Genomic DNA, 18,124 nt, shown 5'->3' on the forward strand with positions numbered 1-18,124 from the left:
AAGGGCGTTTTTTGTGTGAATAGCTCTTCTATTTGTAAGAGATCGCCTATCTTTTACCGTATAAATTTAACACTCCTTTTCTAATCTATTGATATATCTAATTATTGAAATTTATTCTATAAATTAAAGCAAAGTGTGATGCACGAGACTGGTGACTTTAGTTGAACTCGGTATAGTGAGCGCATCGGCACGGAGCTGACAATAGATATGGATGATCGCCTTTGTCTAACGGTATAGACAGAAATGGATCAGGCTTGGAAAGCCCAGTAACAAGGTGTTAGAAAAGGATAGCCAAAATTCATCAGGACGATGAACAACAAACAATTTGGCATGGAAAGCACCAATAACAAATGGAAGTTTGTGTACCGACTTGAGTATGCAAATTTTGGCCAGTATAGGCAGATTTAGAGAGCGATAGGTTTTCCTATCGCTTTTTTTATTGATTTGCTGAAAAAACACTCAATACCTCTCCACTCTAAAGCAAGTTTCTGGTATGTTTCGCATCCCTGTTTAAGGATGTGCTCATGTATACTTGTCCCTTATGCCATCACAACCATGTGAATCACTATTTCGAAGATAAACGTAGAGAATATCTACAATGTCAGCAATGTGGGTTGGTATTTGTTAATCCCCAACAACGGTTAGCAGCAAGCGAAGAAAAAGCACACTATGATCTACATGAGAATGATCCAAGTGATGAAGGCTACCGTAAATTTTTATCACGAGTAGCTGATCCCTTAACAGATAGAATCTCGTCCAATTCAAAAGGATTGGATTTTGGTTGTGGCCCAGGCCCTACATTATCTTTAATGCTAGAAGAAGCCGGCCACAATATGGAGTTGTACGATATTTATTACCACCCAGAAACTTCTGTGCTGGAAAAAACGTATGACTTTATGACTGCCACTGAAGTGATTGAGCATCTCTATCACCCAGATCAGATATGGCAGCAATGGTTGAATTTGGTTAAGCCGAATGGCTGGATTGGTTTGATGACCAAACTAGTAATAGACGTGGATGCGTTTGCTGGTTGGCACTATAAGAATGACCCCACGCATGTGGTGTTCTTTAGTCGTCAAACATTCCAGTTTTTGGCTGAGCGGGATAAGCTCGAACTAGAATTTGTTGGAAATGATGTAATTTTACTGAGGAAAGTGCAGTAATGGGTCGTAGTAAGAAATCAAGAAAACCAGGAGCACTCGGTGCTCCAGAGCCTATGGTAACAAGAAACCGTAGTGAATCTAATGTTGAAGGCCGTGAGCGTAAGCGCATTAAAAAGCGTAAAGGCTTAAAGTCTGGCAGCCGTCACTCTGATGGTAGCGAAGCGAAGCAACGTAAAGCAGCACAAGAGCGTGATCCACGTTTAGGCAGCAAGAAAAAAATCCCATTGGTGATTGAGCCTGCTAAAAAGCCAACGAAGCAAGAGCGTAAGCTATCTAACGAGCAAGAGTTAGAAATGCTTGAGAATGATGCTCAACTGAACACTTTGCTAGATCGTATCGAAAATGGTGAAAACCTAGGTGCAGGTCTGCAGAAGTTTGTTGATGAAAAGCTAGATCGTATCGAGCACCTAATGGGCCGTCTAGGTTTACTAGAGCCAGAAGAAGATGACGCTGAATTTGAAGATGAAACCTTTGAAGAAGCGCCAATTGTGGCTAAGAAAAAGAAAGCAAGTTCAGACGAAGATTTGCTATCTCAATTTGAAGATATCGATTTAGATAACTTTAAAGGGTAGATCCATTATGAATGTAACCTTATTGGCTATTGTTGGTGGATTAATTATTCTCGGCTTAGGCGCTTATGCAGGTTACCTTCTACTTCAAGTTAAGAAGCAGACGGAACTGCAAGAGCAGCACAAAGCATTAGCAATTGAAAAGCGTAATGCGAAAATTTATGAAAACATCAATACGTTATGTTTAGCTGGCATTCAAGGCCAGTGCGACTTATCTGAATTGAGCATTCGTATCTACTACATTATGGATAACGTTCAAGGTGATGAACGTGTCGATTTTGATGCTGAGTATCCTGCGATATCAGAGCTGTTCCATGTTGTAGAAAGCATGGCTCGTGGTGATGATAGACAGGAGCTCGCAAAGAAAGAGCGAATGGAGCAAAACTTAGCTCGTCATAAAGCTGAAACTCGCTTGAACGATGCAATAATTGATGAATTGAAGCAGCTTCAGAAAAAAGTGCAGCCGCTCAATAATCAAATCAACATTCAAATGATCTAACCATAAAGGCTTACTTAAACGGGTAAGCCTTTTTGTTTCCCATCTAGGGTGAGTGATCGCGCTAGCAGTTCTGAATATTTTTCACTAAAACTTGTTTTAGCATCAAGTCGCTTTTTAAAGTCATATGGCAAAATAGCCAGCCTATATTTTAAGTATGTAAATATGATGGGTGAGCGCTTACACGTTTATCGATCTTAACCGGAAATACCATCATGTCGAGTCAGCCAGTAGTAACCAATCAGCAAATCGTTTGGGATCAAGCCATCTTAGACAAGTACAACTATTCTGGGCCACGTTACACTTCGTATCCAACTGCGTTGGAGTTCCATGAAGCGTTTACCGTTGCTGACTATGACATGGCGTGTACCCAATACCCTGATCGTCCACTTTCTCTGTATGTGCACATTCCATTCTGTCACAAGCTTTGTTACTACTGTGGTTGTAATAAAGTGATTACTCGTCACTCGCATAAAGCGGATGAGTACCTTGATGTGATTGAACATGAAATTCGTCAACGCGCATCACTGCTGCATGGGCGCAATGTGACGCAACTGCATTTTGGTGGCGGTACTCCAACATTCTTAAATAAAGCGCAAATTTCTCGTCTAATGAAGATTATTCATGATGAGTTTAACTTTGTTGAAACGGCTGAAGTCAGCATTGAAGTTGACCCACGTGAAATTGAGCTAGATATGCTTGACCATTTACGTAGCGAAGGGTTTAACCGTTTAAGTATCGGTGTTCAAGATTTCAATAAAGAAGTACAGAAGCTTGTTAACCGTGAGCAGGATGAAGACTTTATCATCGCTATGGTTAAACGCGCGAAAGAACTGGGCTTCCGCTCAACGAACCTTGATCTTATCTATGGCTTACCAAAGCAGACTAAAGTTTCTTTTGCTGAAACGTTAAAACAAGTCTTGGAAATGCAGCCGGGTCGTTTATCTGTATTTAATTATGCTCACATGCCGCAACTGTTTGCTGCTCAGCGTAAAATTAAAGAAGAAGATTTACCAGTTGCTGAAGAGCGAATGGGGATTCTACAAGACACCATCGCAACCCTAACGGGAGCAGGTTACCAATTCATCGGTATGGATCACTTTGCTTTACCAGATGATGAACTCGCCGTTGCTCAACGTGGTGGTGTTTTACACCGAAACTTCCAAGGCTACACCACACAGGGTGAAGCTGACTTAGTTGGTTTTGGTGTTTCAGCTATTTCAATGATGGGCGATGCGTATGCGCAGAACCAGAAAGATTTGAAAAAGTATTACGCTCAAGTGAATGACCTACGCCACGCATTGTGGAAAGGTGTCGCACTTGATGCTGATGACTTGCTGCGCCGTGAAGTAATTAAACAGCTGATTTGTAACTTCAAACTGGATAAAACAAAAATCGAGTCTGAGTTTAAAGTGACGTTTAATCAGTACTTCAAAGAAGATCTGCAGTTACTTCAAACCTTTATTGATGATGAGCTGGTGGAAGTGGATGATAAAGAAATCCGTGTCACGCTACGTGGTCGTTTATTGATTCGTAATATTTGTATGTGTTTTGACAAATACCTACGCGCCAAAGCTCGTCAGCAGCAGTTCTCTCGAGTTATATAATCAATCGCTTGTGAATGTAAAAATGCCAGCATTATGCTGGCATTTTTGTATTCAGAACTTGCAAAATTTGGGTTTATACGCGAGCAGCAGCTTTGTCTTTCAGAGCTTGTTTCTCGGCTTCTGAGATAAACGCTAATTCAAGGCCATTCATTTGTGCTTGGCGAATTTGCTCTTGGCTTAAACCTGCTAGCGGTGCTGCCACTTCGTATTCGAAAGGAAGCTCGATGCCTTCAACTGCAGGGTCATCCGTGTTGAGGCATGCCATTACACCATGCTCAAGGAACTGTTTTACAGGGTGGTTTGCCAGAGACTCAACCGTACTCGTTTGGATGTTAGAGGTTAGGCAAGACTCAATACCAATACGATTTTCTGCAAGGTAATCCATCAGTTTTGGGTCGTGAATAGCTTTTACACCATGGCCAATTCGAGTTGCGCCAAGCTCTTGAATTGCTTGCCACATGCTTTCTGCACCAGCTGCTTCACCTGCGTGAACAGTGACATTCATACCAGCATCACGAACTTGTTTGAAGTGACTAACAAATCGGTCACCCGGCTGACCTAACTCATCACCAGCAAGATCAACAGCGACAATTTTGTCTCTTTGCGTCAGGATTGCATCCAGCTCTTGCTGACACGCATCCGTACCAAATGTACGGCTCATAATACCAATTAGGTTTGCCTTTACACCGAAGTCACGAATACCGGCTTCAACACCATCCACAACAGCTTCAACTACACCGGCAACAGGTAGTTTATGTTTCATCGCCATATAGTAGGGAGAAAAACGCAGTTCGGCGTAATCGATCTGTGCATTTAGAGCGTCTTCAACATTCTCATAAGCGACTCGGCGGCATGCGTCTAAGTCACCTAACACTGCAACTCCCCAATCTAACTTAGATAGGAAGGCAACAAGTGAAGGCTCTGCTTCTACGATTTGAACATGAGGCGTTAGAGCTTCGATGTCGTATGCCGGAAGTGCTACACCAAACTTTTTACCTAAATCTAGAATAGTTTGAGTACGAATATTACCGTCTAAATGGCGGTGTAAATCAGTAAGAGGCAAATGTTTCGTTATCATTATGGTGATTCCAGATTTGAAATAGGAGTGTTACCTAACAGTATAAAATGATCCCAAAAGAGTCAGTAACAAAAGTAGGCTAAAACGCTGAAAATGACCGCGTTCTACTTTATGTTCACCAAATCTGTTGGCCATTCTCCAAAAGGAACAGGGCGACTATAAAGAAAGCCTTGCGCCTGAGGGCATTGTAGCTGACTCAGCAGTTCAGCTTGCTGAGGTGTTTCAACACCTTCAGCCACCAAGTTGACTTTAAAGCCTTTGGTAATGTTAACAATGGCAGCCACAATGGAATTATCTAGGTTTTCTTGTTCGAGTTTTTCAACGAAGCTACGGTCGATTTTAAGGCAATCGAATGGCAGTTTATGTAAGTACGCTAGAGATGAATAACCAGTACCAAAATCATCAATCGCAATAGAAATACCTAAGGTTTTTAATGCCAACATATTGGTTATGATCGACGGGTCATTATCAGCGATACGCGACTCAGTGATTTCTAATGTTAAGTTCTTAGCCGCAAGCCCTGTGCTGTCTAAGATGTGCTTAACATCATGAATGAAGTCATCTTTCAATAATTGAACCACTGAAAGGTTAACGTGAATCACGAACTCTTGATGCCACATGCCTGATTGAATTGCTGACGCCGTATCTCGACATGCTTGGTACAGGATCTGACGGCCAATATCACCGATTAGTCCAGTATCTTCCGCAAGCGGAATGAAAACCAAAGGAGAAACAATGCCTTGAGGGCTAAGCCAGCGAGCTAATGCTTCTGCACCTTCAATTTTGCCGTTTTCTAAGTTTATGATTGGCTGATAAAAAGGGACAAACTCATTGTTTTCTATTGCTGTGTTAATTCGAGCAATCATCGTCGTTCGATTACGTGAAGCATTGGCCATTTCAGGGCTATAGATACTAATACTGGTGTTGTCTTGTTTCGCTTTGCTTAGTGCAATACTGCTGTTTCTCAACCAAACGGTCATGTCTTGCGTGGGTGAGGTGTGCACCACACCAAGAGATACATTGATGACTACGTTCTCAGAGTCCATGCAAAATGGAGACGCAAAAGCTTGTAGTAGACGATTGGATAATAAGCTGACTTCGTCTTGAGCTATCACTCCCGGTGCATAGATGGCAAATTCATCGCCACCAGTGCGTGCTAAGAAGTATTCAGAAGGTAAAATACCTTTAATTCTGGATGATGCTACCACGAGTAATTGGTCACCATTGTAGTGGCCAAGGCTGTCATTAATGTCTCTAAACCGGTCTATTCCGATTAAAAACAAGCTGCCTTCCATTGTGGCATTGGTCTTTTTACTGGCGTCGATAAAACCTTCACGGCTATATAAGTTCGTTAAGGAGTCGTAAGTTAGCTGTGCCTGTAATGCGCTAAAAGAAGCCTTCAGGTTGTTAGCCATTTCGTTGAATGCATAAACCAGTAAGCTGGTTTCGTAGATATTTCCTGGCTTGGGCATCTGACTCTCAAAGTCGCCTTTTGCCAAGTGCTTTGCGGCAGCAGCTGTTGAAGTGATTGGGCGAGTAATGCGATTGAAAGCAATTAAGCCTAACGCAACGCCTAATACACTTACCACTAAACCAACAATCCAACTATCACGTTGGCTTTCTGGAAGTTTACCCAGTAAATCGTGTTCAGAGATCGAAATGCCAATGTACCAAGTGATGCCGTATTCGTCGTTATAGGGCGTGATTTGGCTGAAGTAGCGTTCGCCATCAAGTGTGAAATTAAAACGTTGGACAGAATGTTTTTCTAATAAATGTTGCTCTTTTGCGTATTGAGCATTCTCGCTGATTATTGGGTTTGCACTTTCCGTCGCCAATAAACGCACACCTTTCTCGGTTTTATTCGTGCCCCATGACACAACACTTCCACCACTCGAATGAGCAACTAAACGTTGGTCTTTGTCGACGATATAAACAGAAGCGTTAGTTTTTTCTCTTAGGCTTTTTAGAAACGCATTAAAGGTATCGATCTTAATATCGGCAACGAATACGCCAACGAATTCATCGGACTCAAAGACAGGGGATAGAGCAGATAATGTGATTTCTTGACGTTCATCGGCATTGGCATAAATAGACGACCACGCCGGTTTTTTAGTTTCAGCGACAGGAGCATACCAAGGTCGGATGCGAGGGTCGTAACCAGAAATAACAGAACGAATGTCACTGCTTAATTGGCGACCGCGGTAAATGATCAGTTTGTCGTCGGTACGCGAATCTTGAACCATCAAGGTATAACCCGCGTTTGACTCTTTACGGAAACCTACATAGTTGGTGGCTTCGGATCCAAAACCCAGAACATCGAGTTGCGGGATGGTTTGATATAAGTCGGTGAAACTGTCGAGCATGTAGTCTTGAATGACTTCTAAATCACCAGGTTCATATTGGTGGTTAAACCCAATACTGTGACTCAGTGAAAGAGCCGCATTGAACGGTTCTTGTAAAAATGAAGTGAGGCTTCGGTTTACATTGGAGGTCAGTGACGTCAGTTGTTTACCACTGATATCACTCACCATCTCTTCATAGCTGTTTTTTTGAACAAACACAATTACGCCGATAGTGAAGAGAAAAATCATCACGAAAGGTAGAATAACCGCAGTTCTCAGTGTAATTTGCGTATTTATCGACATGCTAGGCTATAAGTTTGTGTATGTTGTACTGTAATTGTACCGACACATACTTAGAGTCGCGAGCCTTTTCTGATTAAAAACTGACTGCAACTCTAGTCATATATAGGTCAATAAAGCTCTTTCAGTTTTCTAGTTAACGTATTTCTACCCCAACCGAGCACCTTCGCTGCATCTTGTTTGTGACCGTTAGTATGGTCGAGAGCAGCTTCTAAAAGTATACGTTCAAATTCAGGAAGTGCATAAGTGAGCAGCTCTTTTTCTCCTGAACCAAGAGCACATTTTGCCCAAGTAGATAGCTGAGACTGCCAACTGTCTGAGTTTTGTTGCGATGAAACACTTCTTTCTTCTAGAAGTTCCGGCGGTAAATCATTGGGTAAAATATCGCTACCACTGGCCATTACCGTCAGCCAACGACAAATGTTTTCTAGTTGTCGAACGTTACCTGGCCAAGTTAAACGATTAAGGATAGTCACTGTCTCTGGGTGGAGAGTTTTAACTTCGACTCCCAGCTCTTCTGCTGCCAGTACCAAAAAATGCTGTGTGAGTTTTTCGATGTCTTGTTTGCGTTCTCGTAGTGCCGGGATATGGATACGAATGACATTAAGACGGTGGAATAGATCCTCACGGAAATCTCCTTCGCTCACGAGTCTTTCTAAATGTTGGTGGGTTGCAGCAACAATTCGTACGTCAACTTTTACTGCGGAATGGCCACCGACACGATAAAACTGACCATCAGACAGCACACGCAGTAGGCGAGTTTGAATGTCTAAAGGCATGTCGCCAATTTCATCCAGAAATAAAGTGCCGCCGTTTGCTTGTTCAAAGCGCCCTTGGCGAACGCTATTTGCACCGGTAAATGCCCCTTTTTCGTGTCCAAWTAACTCTGATTCAATCAGGTCTTTCGGTATCGCAGCCATGTTCAATGCAATAAAGGGCTTGCTGGCTCTTGGGCTGTGGCGGTGCAGTGCGTGGGCGACAAGCTCTTTACCTGTGCCTGATTCTCCGTTTATCAGTACTGAAATTGATGAACGAGACAAGCGACCAATAGCACGAAACACCTCTTGCATTGCAGGGGCTTCACCAATGATTTCAGGTGCATCGGTATTTAGTGGCTCTTCGCTTGCCTGACTGCGTTTTTGTTCTTGGCTATGAGTAATGGCACGCTCAACAAGAGTGAGCGTTTCATCAATATCAAACGGCTTTGGTAAGTACTCAAATGCACCTTGTTGATACGCATTTACTGCGGCATCTAGATCTGAGTGTGCGGTCATGATGATGACAGGCAGATCAGGTGATCGCTGATGAACCTGATTGAGCAGTTCAATGCCATCAATGCCAGGCATACGAATATCCGAGACTAATACATCGGGTGCTTCTCTTTCGAGTGCGAGCAGGACGCTTTCTGCATCTGCGAAGGTTTCACATTTTATATTGGCAGAAGAGAGTGTTTTTTCTACTACCCAGCGAATTGAACTGTCGTCATCGACAACCCATACGTATCCTTTACTCATAGTTAATTCCTTTGCAGCAGACGCCAAATATGCTCATTAAATTCATTATTTTTAGAATTATATTGGAAGATAAATCGTGAAAGTTGTTCGGCCAGGCCAGCTTTCCACATCAATCTTTCCATTATGTTGGTCGATTAGGTTCTGAGAAATCGATAGCCCTAACCCTGTGCCACCCTCTCGGCCACTGACCATTGGGTAGAACAGAGTGTCCTGTAGTTCATAAGGGATCCCAGGACCGTTGTCAGTGACTTCAATACGAGCTGCTAACTTATGTCGTTGGCCATGGATGTTAGCTTGATGCACTGTTCTGGTGCGGATGGTGATTTTCGCATTCTCTTGGTGCGACAGTATCTGCGCGGCATTGCTAACGATGTTTAGCATGGCTTGCTCGACTTGCGCTGCATCCATCAAAATGTCAGGTAGGCTGGGGTCGTAATCGCGTTCGATAATGAGAGTCGGCCCGCTTTCTAATTCGACGAGTTGACGAACACTTTCTAGTGTTTGGTGAAGGTTCTGTTCTGTTTTCTTCCCTGGCTTTTGTGGGCCAAGCAATCGATCAACCAGAGCTCGCAAGCGATCTGCTTGCTCGATAATGATTTGGGTATATTCCGTTAAAGACTGATCTGGCAGCATTTTCCCTAGTAACTGTGCTGCGCCTCTTAATCCGCCCAAGGGATTTTTGATCTCATGGGCGAGGCCACGAACCAATAACTTTGCTGCTTGTTGCTGAGCATGTTGGTTTAATTCTTGGCTTAAGCGACGTTGTTGGTCGATTTTTCTCATCTCAACCAGCAACATGAGATCTTTTTCCCACGAGAGTGGGCTCACCGTTACCTCTAGCATCAAGGGCTTATTATCGACAACAAAGGTGACATCGCTATCGGTAATACTCTGTCCGCTTTGTAATGGTTGGGTAAGCAGTGCTAGGTCGAGAGAAGCGTGTTGAATCAATTGGCTAAGTGGACGGTCGACCATTCGCTTAGCGCTTTGAGAAAATAGCTGTTCAGCGGCCGGATTGGTGTAGCGGATGAATAAATCTTCATCCAGCATTAAGGTCGCCGTCACCATATTGTCGAGAATGGTGCTTGGTAGACCTACATTGTCGTTATTTTTTGATAGCGGCTTTTGATTCACTTCGGCGTCCTTGTCCTGATTTACGGCAGTGCACTATTTTGGTGCATTGTGAATTCAAGTATGGCGCATCTAAACAAGAAGCTAAAGCGTTAAGGTCTAAATGATGTCGTTTATGCACTAAACGAGAGTTATTGGCCTACTTGATCGTTGCGCGATGTAAATACACAGTGATAGGAGTAGTCGATGCAATAAGCTTGCCGCTTCTATGTGCTTGAATTGAAATTGTATGAGTACCGCGATCTACGTTTTTTAGTTGCCAACCTAGCTGTGTTTGAGGGGCTCCAAAGCGACGACCATCGAGAATTAATTGCAGTTGTTCACCAATCGCAAGTTTGCGGTTAATCGTGAGGTTAATATTGATTAAACCTTGGTTACTACGAATAGTTTGATCATGGACTGGGTATTCAAGTGTTAACGCCAATGCTTTAGGTGTTTCTGGCTTCTTCTTTTTAGAAGGAGAGAGAACTTGCTCTTTATTGGATTGGGTTTCTACAGGTTTGGATGTTTCAAATTTGGGTGCTGGCGCTTGGGCCTGGTGATCAGCGAAAGTGAGTGGTTTAGCATTGGTGCCTGCTGGAGTATCCCCAAAGTGGAGAACGCCATTTTCATCTTCCCACGTATAGACGGTTTGCGCAGATAAAAGAGCAGGTACAGCAAGGGTTAGCCAGATCAAGATCAGTCTATGTTTCATTCTTCACTACCTCAGTAGTTTAATACCACAATAAATAAGCTGTATGAGTGCTGATTATTTAGGGCGATATGAGTTCACGTAATTGGTGTTATTCGCTTTATAGTTTTTATCGAGACACTGTGTATTGCTCGCGGAAAGGCGTACAGGGCACAAAAGTCTGGTTGGCAAGTATGTTACGGGGAGGGAATTATGTGTGAAATACAAAAAAGGCTCACCTGCGAGGCGAGCCTAATATTTAGTCAGCGATTCTTACAAGATTGCAGTAAGAAATAGCTTATCTCTACTAGAGATTAAACTGAGTAGTACAGTTCAAACTCAAGTGGGTGTGTAGCCATGTTCACGCGTTGTACGTCGTCAGATTTCAGAGTGATGTAAGAATCAATGAAATCGTCAGAGAATACGCCGCCAGCTGTTAGGAACTCACGGTCTTCGTCTAGCGCTTTAAGTGCTACTTCTAGAGACTCAGCAACTGTTGGGATTTCAGCCGCTTCTTCTGCAGGAAGGTCGTATAGATCTTTGTCCATAGCTTCGCCTGGGTGGATCTTGTTCTTGATACCGTCAAGGCCAGCCATAAGCATTGCTGAGTAGCATAGGTATGGGTTAGCTGCTGGGTCACCAAAACGTAGCTCGATACGACGTGCTTTAGGGCTTGGTACTACTGGGATACGGATAGAAGCAGAACGGTTACGTGCAGAGTAAGCAAGCATAACAGGAGCTTCGAAACCAGGTACAAGACGCTTGTACGAGTTAGTTGATGGGTTAGCAAATGCGTTGATTGCGCGAGCGTGCTTGATTACACCACCGATGTAGTAAAGCGCCATTTCAGATAGGCCGCCGTACTTATCACCAGCAAACAGGTTAACACCGTCTTTTGCTAGAGATTGGTGAACGTGCATACCAGAACCGTTATCACCAACTAGTGGCTTAGGCATGAATGTCGCTGTTTTACCAAATGCGTGAGCAACGTTGTGTACAACGTACTTGTAGATTTGAGTCTCATCAGCTTTTGTTGTTAGCGTGTTGAAGCGAGTTGCGATTTCATTTTGACCCGCAGTGGCTACTTCGTGGTGGTGCGCTTCAACTACTAGGCCCATCTCTTCCATTACTAGACACATTGCAGAACGGATGTCTTGAGATGAATCTACAGGAGCTACTGGGAAGTAACCGCCTTTAACGCCAGGACGGTGACCTTTGTTACCGCCTTCGATGTCAGAACCTGTGTTCCAAGCTGCTTCTACGTCATCAATCTTGAAGAAAGAACCAGACATGTCGTTTGAGAACTTAACGTCATCAAATAGGAAGAATTCTGGTTCTGGACCAACTAGAACTGTATCTGCGATACCAGTAGAACGTAGGTATTCTTCAGAACGTTTAGCGATTGAGCGTGGGTCACGGTCGTAGCCTTGCATTGTTGCAGGCTCAAGAATGTCACAACGGATGTTTAATGTTGCGTCTTCAGTGAATGGGTCAAGAACTGCAGATGATGCGTCAGGCATCATTACCATGTCAGATTCGTTGATACCTTTCCAACCAGCTACAGAAGAGCCGTCAAACATTTTGCCTTCTTCAAAGAAGTCTGCGTCTAGTTGGTGAGAAGGGATAGAAATATGCTGCTCTTTACCTTTTGTATCGGTAAAACGTAAGTCGATAAATTTAACTTCGTTTTCTTGGATCAGCGATAGTACGTTTTCTACTGACATCTTGGATAACCTCCAGTGTTATTAATTCGGTATTAGCTCGATTCGGTTGAAACTAGCATTGATTAATGTCTATAAGTGCATTAATCGATGCTGATTTATCTATTGCCAAAAGCGTGCCAAAAAAATTATTCCATTAATTTCAATGATTTAAGTTGTTTGTGGTTCAATTTGTTTGTTTCGGTGCACCAAAATGATCTCTCGTTGCACTAATTTGGTGCGATTAACTGTTCGTGCACCAATATGAGTCATAAACGCATACCATTCAGCAACGATTTCACATTCTTGTCAATCCACTTTTTTAGATCTGACTCTAGTTTGGCTAAACATTGACTATAATTTGTCTGAGATCAGCCTACTTGTCCTAAGTTACAAAGGGGTTAACAGCAAATATTGAAAAAAGGCTTGCCGAAGATCACATATTTCTGGGGTTTTTTTCAAAATCTGGTATATTATTGACCGTTTTTTAAATCAAGCTAGTGGCATTTATCCAGTTGTTGGTTATGTGCGGCTACTTTTATGAGTGAATCGAGAATCCATGTCTACTCCACAGATTGATAAGTTAAGAAATATCGCGATCATCGCGCACGTTGACCACGGTAAAACGACTTTGGTTGATAAACTGCTACAACAGTCAGGCACTCTTGAGTCTCGTGGTGAAGCTGAAGAGCGTGTCATGGATTCGAATGACATCGAAAAAGAGCGTGGCATTACCATTCTTGCTAAGAACACAGCAATCAACTGGAATGATTACCGCATCAACATCGTAGATACTCCGGGACACGCGGACTTCGGTGGTGAAGTTGAGCGTATCATGTCTATGGTTGATTCAGTTCTTCTGATCGTTGACGCTGTTGATGGCCCAATGCCTCAAACTCGTTTCGTAACGCAGAAAGCATTCGCACACGGTCTTAAGCCAATCGTTGTAATCAACAAGATTGACCGCCCTGGTGCTCGTCCTGATTGGGTTATGGATCAAGTATTCGACCTTTTCGACAACCTAGGTGCTACTGATGAGCAACTAGACTTCACAGTTGTTTACGCTTCAGCTCTAAACGGTTGGGCAACAATGACTGAAGGCGAGACTGGCGAGAACATGGAACCATTGTTCCAAGCTGTTGTTGATACAGTAGACGCGCCTGCAGTTGACCTTGACGGTCCTCTACAAATGCAAGTTTCGCAACTTGATTACAGCTCTTACGTAGGTGTTATCGGTGTTGCTCGTGTTACTCGTGGTTCTGTTAAACCAAACCAACAAGTAACTATCGTGAATGCTGAAGGCAAAAAACGTAACGGTAAAGTAGGTACTGTACTTGGTTACCTAGGCCTTGAGCGTCACGAAGTAGAACAAGCTAATGCTGGCGACATCATTGCAATCACAGGTCTTGGTGAGCTGAAAATTTCAGACACAATTTGTGATGTAAACAATGTTGAAGCAATGGAAGCTCTATCTGTTGATGAACCAACAGTAACAATGACTTTCCAAGTAAACACTTCTCCGTTCGCGGGTAAAGAAGGTAAATTCGTAACTTCACGTAACATCCTTGAGCGTCTTGAAAAAGAATTGGTTCATAACGTTGCACTACGTGTTGAAGAGACTGACAGTCCAGACCGTTTCCGCGTATCAGGCCGTGGTGAGCTTCACCTATCTATCCTGATCGAAAACATGCGTCGTGAAGGCTTTGAGCTTGCAGTATCTCGTCCAGAAGTAATCATCAAAGAAGAAAATGGTCAGAAGATGGAACCGTTCGAAACGGTTACTATCGATGTTCTTGAAGAGCACCAAGGTGCAATCATGGAAAGCATCGGTCTTCGTAAAGGTGAGCTAACAGATATGGCTCCAGATGGTAAAGGCCGTGTTCGCATGGACTTCATGATGCCTTCTCGTGGTCTTATCGGTTTCCAAACTGAATTCCTAACAATGACGTCTGGTTCTGGTCTTATCTACCACTCATACGATCACTACGGCCCATACAAAGGCGGTATCATTGGTCAGCGTAACAACGGTGTTCTAATTTCGAACGCTACAGGTAAAGCTCTGACTTATGCTCTGTTCTTCCTTCAAGCTCGTGGTCGTCTATTTGCTGAGCACGCGGATGAAGTTTATGAAGGTCAAGTTATCGGTATTCATAACCGTTCAAACGACCTGACAGTAAACTGTCTGAAAGGTAAGCAGCTAACGAACGTTCGTGCATCTGGTACTGATGAAGCACAAGTTCTTTCTCCACCGATTAAGCACACTCTAGAGCAAGCTCTTGAGTTTATCGATGAAGATGAACTAGTAGAAGTAACGCCACTTAACGTACGTATCCGTAAGAAACTTCTTACTGAAAACGAACGTAAGCGTGCAGCTCGTCCAGCTAAAGACTAATTTAGCCTGACGTAGATAGCTTATAAAAAAGGGCGAGAAGTGGATTACTTCTCGCCCTTTTTGTATCTGTCGATTTAAGTTATCTCGCCAGCTCTAAATTTTCTGGTAGATAATGGTGAAGTTTACTTCGCTTGTAACTTATTTAAGAACTTATCTGATTCGGCTATAGCAGCATTCATCTGCTTTATTGCGTATTCAATGTCACGTTCTAAGGTCATGAACTCCCCTTGCAGTGATCCTATCGCACTCGCATTTAAGTTATGCTTTAAGTAGAGCATGTTGTCTCTTAGGGTATTGAGCACTGGGTCCATCTTCTTTTCTGCTCGTTTCATCGCACCAATCATAGTGCTGTAAGAAGACTTAGTTTCCCTGAGCTTTTGCTCACTAGAGCGGCGTAACTTCGAGCTACTATAAAGTTCTAGTTCACTTTGCCACTCTTCAAATAGAGCGTCGGAAACGTCTTCAATAGCAGCAATACGGTCACTGACATTTTGAGCTGCTTTCTCGCTGTCTTGGTATTTGTCGTTGATGGTGTTGTACATACCTTCAAGTTCGCCACCATTGAAATTGGTTAGGCTAGATAAGGCTTCTAGGGCACTAGTGAACTCTTCTTGAGCGTCTTGCTGTGATTCTTTTGCATCTTCAACACGGTCGACCATAATGTCGCGTTTGTGGTAACCCACTTTTTCCATTGCTGAATAATAGGCAGACTGACAACCAGTTAGAGTGAAAATAGATAGGACTATCGCGATTAAATAGGGCATCCTTGATTCCTATAGTTAAGTCGATGAATAATAATTAGGACTATGAACGAGTTACAAGGGAGTTACAAGTTGAGAGTTCAGAAGGTTGTTGAGTTGGGTGTACCATTCTTTCGGTACCTGTTAACTAGGATGAAACACGATCGGGTTAATGTAAATGCAGGGTATTTGGCCTACATTACTTTGCTGTCGATTGTCCCTATGCTGACGGTTCTGCTGTCCATTCTTTCGTCTTTTTCAGTTTTTGCTGATGTTGGACTCGTTCTTCAAGGTTTCATCATTAACAACTTTGTTCCAGCCTCTGGCGATGCTGTGCACAACGCATTGTTAGAGTTTGTGGCAAATACAGGAAAAATGACGGCGGTGGGTAGTGTATTCTTATTCATTGCTGCGCTAATGCTGATTTCGAATATCGATAAAAACCTGAATTATATTTGGCGAGTTACTCACAAGCGACGTGCTGTTTTCTCTTTCTCTATGTATTGGATGGTGCTTACTCTTGGGCCTATTTTAGTCGGGGCTAGCATTGCAGCGACATCTTATGTGACTTCTTTAAAGCTACTGGAAGTGGAAGTTATTTCAGGCGCGTTTAACCTGTTGTTACGCTGGTTACCTTTCCTTTTGTCTTTTTTCGCGTTTGTTGGCCTTTATTTGTTAGTTCCGAATAAGAAAGTACACCTTTCTCACGCAGTACTCGGCGCTTTGGTGGCGGCACTGCTATTTGAAATGAGTAAAAAGGGGTTCGCAGCATATATCACCCAATTCCCTTCATATCAGCTAATTTACGGTGCACTTGCTGCAATTCCAATCCTGTTTGTTTGGGTCTATTTATGTTGGTTGATCGTATTGGTCGGCGCAGAAGTCACCGCTGCTCTAGGTGAACGTGAACAGTGGAGTCCAGGGGTAGAAATGGTACACTCTGCGGATAAGCTAGAGACAGAAGTTAAAGGAAGGCACAGTGATAGCCCTGATTCAGAGAGTAAGTGAAGCTGCTGTTCGAGTAAACGGTGAGACAGTTGGCGAAATAGACCAAGGTCTACTGGTGTTACTGGGCGTTGAGAAAGACGATGATGAAGCGAAAGCCAAGCGCTTAGTTGAACGTGTCACCACTTATCGTGTGTTTGAAGATGAAGACGGTAAGATGAACCTCAATGTGAAACAAGTTGGTGGTAAAGTGTTGGTTGTTTCGCAATTCACATTGCCTGCTGATACTAAAAAAGGCACTCGTGCTGGTTTCTCAAAAGGGGCACACCCTAAAGATGCAGAGCGCCTTTATGATTATTTCTCTGAACAATGTGAGCTGGTATTGCCGACAGAGCGCGGTCAGTTTGCCGCCGATATGAAAGTGTCGCTGATTAATGATGGTCCAGTGACCTTCTGGCTACAAGTATAGAAAGGATTCGTGAGCTAGAGCTATACGTATTGAGTAAGCTTTAGTTATCACCATTTAAGGATATTCATGTTTAAATTAATTACGCCAAAAACAGAAAACCAACTGAATAAGTATTATCACTTTCGTTGGCAACTGCTGCGTGAGCCGTGGAGAATGCCGATCGGTTCTGAACGTGATGAGTATGACTCGATGAGTCACCATCGCATGATTGTGGATGGGCGTGGTCGACCAATGGCGATTGGGCGTTTATACATAACTCCAGATTCAGAAGGTCAGATCCGCTATATGGCGGTGAAAAACTCTCGTCGTAGTAAAGGCATGGGGTCTTTGATTTTAGTGGCTCTTGAATCTTTAGCTCGTCAAGAAGGGGCGAAGCGTTTGGTGTGTAATGCACGTGAAGACGCGATCTCTTTCTACGAGAAAAATGGTTTCGAACGTCGTGGCGAAATCAATGATCAACGTGGTCCAGTACGTCACCAACAAATGGTGAAACACTTAGACCCGATGGCTGATGTTTTGCGTAAACCTGAATGGTGTAATGAACTTCAGCAGCGTTGGGAGCATCAAATTCCTATTAGCGACAAAATGGGTATTAAGATCAATCAATACACGGGCTACCAGTTTGAGTGTAGCGCGCAATTGAACCCTAATTTGAACCCTCATAATACAATGTTCGCTGGCTCTGCATTTACCTTAGCGACATTAACAGGGTGGGGCATGACTTGGCTGTTAATGAAAGAACGCGGTCTTGTGGGTGATATCGTGCTGGCTGACAGTAATATCCGTTACCGTCATCCAGTTGAACAAAACCCTGTTGCTTCGACATCATTAGATGGGATCAGTGGCGACTTAGATAGATTAGCGTCTGGTCGTAAAGCTCGAATTATCATTCATGTGACTATCTATAGTGGCGACGTGGAAGCAGTCGAGTTCACTGGAACATATATGTTGTTGCCTGACTATAAAAGTGTACTTACCCAGCCTGACTTGTCAGAACCTACAGAGTAA

Annotated in this window: 15 protein-coding genes; 8 read left to right on the forward strand and 7 right to left on the reverse strand. The window is 43.2% G+C overall.

The genetic code is table 11. The features are described 5' to 3' along the window. Positions 1-524: 524 nt before the first annotated feature. The 4 genes from L4C33_RS01305 to hemN all read left to right on the forward strand — a co-directional run bounded on the left by L4C33_RS01305 (position 525) and on the right by hemN (position 3,835). Positions 525-1,163 (forward strand): class I SAM-dependent methyltransferase, encoded by a 639-nt coding sequence (locus tag L4C33_RS01305; protein WP_428810668.1) that lies wholly within the window; start codon positions 525-527, stop codon positions 1,161-1,163. Then, the gene (yihI, locus tag L4C33_RS01310; protein ID WP_428810669.1) at positions 1,163-1,735 is read left to right on the forward strand and encodes a Der GTPase-activating protein YihI; all 573 of its coding nucleotides are present in this window, start codon (positions 1,163-1,165) and stop codon (positions 1,733-1,735) included. The genes L4C33_RS01305 and yihI overlap by 1 nt, the downstream gene beginning before the upstream one ends. A gap of 7 nt (positions 1,736-1,742) precedes the next feature. Beyond that, positions 1,743-2,231, forward strand: a complete 489-nt coding sequence (locus L4C33_RS01315; protein ID WP_428810670.1) for a DUF2489 domain-containing protein — start codon at positions 1,743-1,745, stop codon at positions 2,229-2,231. 212 nt (positions 2,232-2,443) lie between these two features. Further along, on the forward strand, positions 2,444-3,835 hold the full coding sequence (gene hemN, locus L4C33_RS01320) for an oxygen-independent coproporphyrinogen III oxidase (RefSeq protein ID WP_428810671.1): 1,392 nt from the start codon (positions 2,444-2,446) through the stop codon (positions 3,833-3,835). Positions 3,836-3,908: 73 nt separating this feature from the next. On the opposite strand, the gene add is transcribed toward hemN, so the two are convergent. From add to glnA, 6 genes are all read right to left on the reverse strand, one after another. Then, complete coding sequence (gene add, locus L4C33_RS01325) at positions 3,909-4,913, reverse strand: adenosine deaminase (RefSeq protein ID WP_428810672.1); 1,005 nt, start codon at positions 4,911-4,913, stop codon at positions 3,909-3,911. A gap of 104 nt (positions 4,914-5,017) precedes the next feature. Beyond that, positions 5,018-7,558: a phosphodiesterase GepA gene (gene gepA, locus L4C33_RS01330; RefSeq protein ID WP_428810673.1), complete on the reverse strand. Its 2,541-nt coding sequence runs from the start codon at positions 7,556-7,558 to the stop codon at positions 5,018-5,020. A gap of 107 nt (positions 7,559-7,665) precedes the next feature. Then, positions 7,666-9,069: a nitrogen regulation protein NR(I) gene (glnG, locus tag L4C33_RS01335; protein ID WP_428810674.1), complete on the reverse strand. Its 1,404-nt coding sequence runs from the start codon at positions 9,067-9,069 to the stop codon at positions 7,666-7,668. 57 nt (positions 9,070-9,126) lie between these two features. Next, complete coding sequence (glnL, locus tag L4C33_RS01340) at positions 9,127-10,203, reverse strand: nitrogen regulation protein NR(II) (RefSeq protein WP_428810675.1); 1,077 nt, start codon at positions 10,201-10,203, stop codon at positions 9,127-9,129. A 136-nt stretch (positions 10,204-10,339) separates the two neighbouring features. Beyond that, positions 10,340-10,894, reverse strand: a complete 555-nt coding sequence (locus L4C33_RS01345; RefSeq protein ID WP_428810676.1) for a DUF4124 domain-containing protein — start codon at positions 10,892-10,894, stop codon at positions 10,340-10,342. 290 nt (positions 10,895-11,184) lie between these two features. After that, on the reverse strand, positions 11,185-12,594 hold the full coding sequence (gene glnA, locus L4C33_RS01350; protein WP_428810677.1) for a glutamate--ammonia ligase: 1,410 nt from the start codon (positions 12,592-12,594) through the stop codon (positions 11,185-11,187). 535 nt (positions 12,595-13,129) lie between these two features. On the opposite strand from glnA, the gene typA reads away from it, so the two are divergent. Continuing rightward, a complete protein-coding gene (typA, locus tag L4C33_RS01355; RefSeq protein ID WP_428810678.1) occupies positions 13,130-14,962 on the forward strand; it encodes a translational GTPase TypA in 1,833 nt (610 codons plus the stop codon). 122 nt (positions 14,963-15,084) lie between these two features. On the opposite strand, the gene L4C33_RS01360 is transcribed toward typA, so the two are convergent. Further along, positions 15,085-15,726 (reverse strand): DUF2959 domain-containing protein, encoded by a 642-nt coding sequence (locus tag L4C33_RS01360; protein ID WP_428810679.1) that lies wholly within the window; start codon positions 15,724-15,726, stop codon positions 15,085-15,087. 42 nt (positions 15,727-15,768) lie between these two features. Between L4C33_RS01360 and L4C33_RS01365 the strand changes: the two genes are divergently transcribed. From L4C33_RS01365 to L4C33_RS01375, 3 genes are all read left to right on the forward strand, one after another. Next, positions 15,769-16,710 (forward strand): virulence factor BrkB family protein, encoded by a 942-nt coding sequence (locus L4C33_RS01365; protein ID WP_428810680.1) that lies wholly within the window; start codon positions 15,769-15,771, stop codon positions 16,708-16,710. Beyond that, on the forward strand, positions 16,682-17,116 hold the full coding sequence (gene dtd / locus L4C33_RS01370) for a D-aminoacyl-tRNA deacylase (RefSeq protein WP_428810681.1): 435 nt from the start codon (positions 16,682-16,684) through the stop codon (positions 17,114-17,116). The genes L4C33_RS01365 and dtd overlap by 29 nt, the downstream gene beginning before the upstream one ends. Positions 17,117-17,182: 66 nt before the next feature. Then, a complete protein-coding gene (locus tag L4C33_RS01375; protein ID WP_428810682.1) occupies positions 17,183-18,124 on the forward strand; it encodes a bifunctional GNAT family N-acetyltransferase/hotdog fold thioesterase in 942 nt (313 codons plus the stop codon).

Source organism: Vibrio makurazakiensis (genome assembly GCF_050337375.1).
Classification (GTDB): domain Bacteria; phylum Pseudomonadota; class Gammaproteobacteria; order Enterobacterales; family Vibrionaceae; genus Vibrio; species Vibrio makurazakiensis.

What these genes read in the sequence shown, in the direction of transcription:
- yihI (WP_428810669.1), top strand. Translation starts at nt 1,163, where the DNA reads ATGGGTCGTAGTAAGAAATCAAGAAAACCAGGAGCACTCGGTGCTCCA.
- L4C33_RS01345 (WP_428810676.1), bottom strand. Translation starts at nt 10,894, where the DNA reads ATGAAACATAGACTGATCTTGATCTGGCTAACCCTTGCTGTACCTGCT.
- gepA (WP_428810673.1), bottom strand. Translation starts at nt 7,558, where the DNA reads ATGTCGATAAATACGCAAATTACACTGAGAACTGCGGTTATTCTACCT.
- add (WP_428810672.1), bottom strand. Translation starts at nt 4,913, where the DNA reads ATGATAACGAAACATTTGCCTCTTACTGATTTACACCGCCATTTAGAC.
- glnA (WP_428810677.1), bottom strand. Translation starts at nt 12,594, where the DNA reads ATGTCAGTAGAAAACGTACTATCGCTGATCCAAGAAAACGAAGTTAAA.
- L4C33_RS01360 (WP_428810679.1), bottom strand. Translation starts at nt 15,726, where the DNA reads ATGCCCTATTTAATCGCGATAGTCCTATCTATTTTCACTCTAACTGGT.
- L4C33_RS01365 (WP_428810680.1), top strand. Translation starts at nt 15,769, where the DNA reads ATGAACGAGTTACAAGGGAGTTACAAGTTGAGAGTTCAGAAGGTTGTT.
- typA (WP_428810678.1), top strand. Translation starts at nt 13,130, where the DNA reads ATGTCTACTCCACAGATTGATAAGTTAAGAAATATCGCGATCATCGCG.
- L4C33_RS01315 (WP_428810670.1), top strand. Translation starts at nt 1,743, where the DNA reads ATGAATGTAACCTTATTGGCTATTGTTGGTGGATTAATTATTCTCGGC.
- L4C33_RS01305 (WP_428810668.1), top strand. Translation starts at nt 525, where the DNA reads ATGTATACTTGTCCCTTATGCCATCACAACCATGTGAATCACTATTTC.
- hemN (WP_428810671.1), top strand. Translation starts at nt 2,444, where the DNA reads ATGTCGAGTCAGCCAGTAGTAACCAATCAGCAAATCGTTTGGGATCAA.
- L4C33_RS01375 (WP_428810682.1), top strand. Translation starts at nt 17,183, where the DNA reads ATGTTTAAATTAATTACGCCAAAAACAGAAAACCAACTGAATAAGTAT.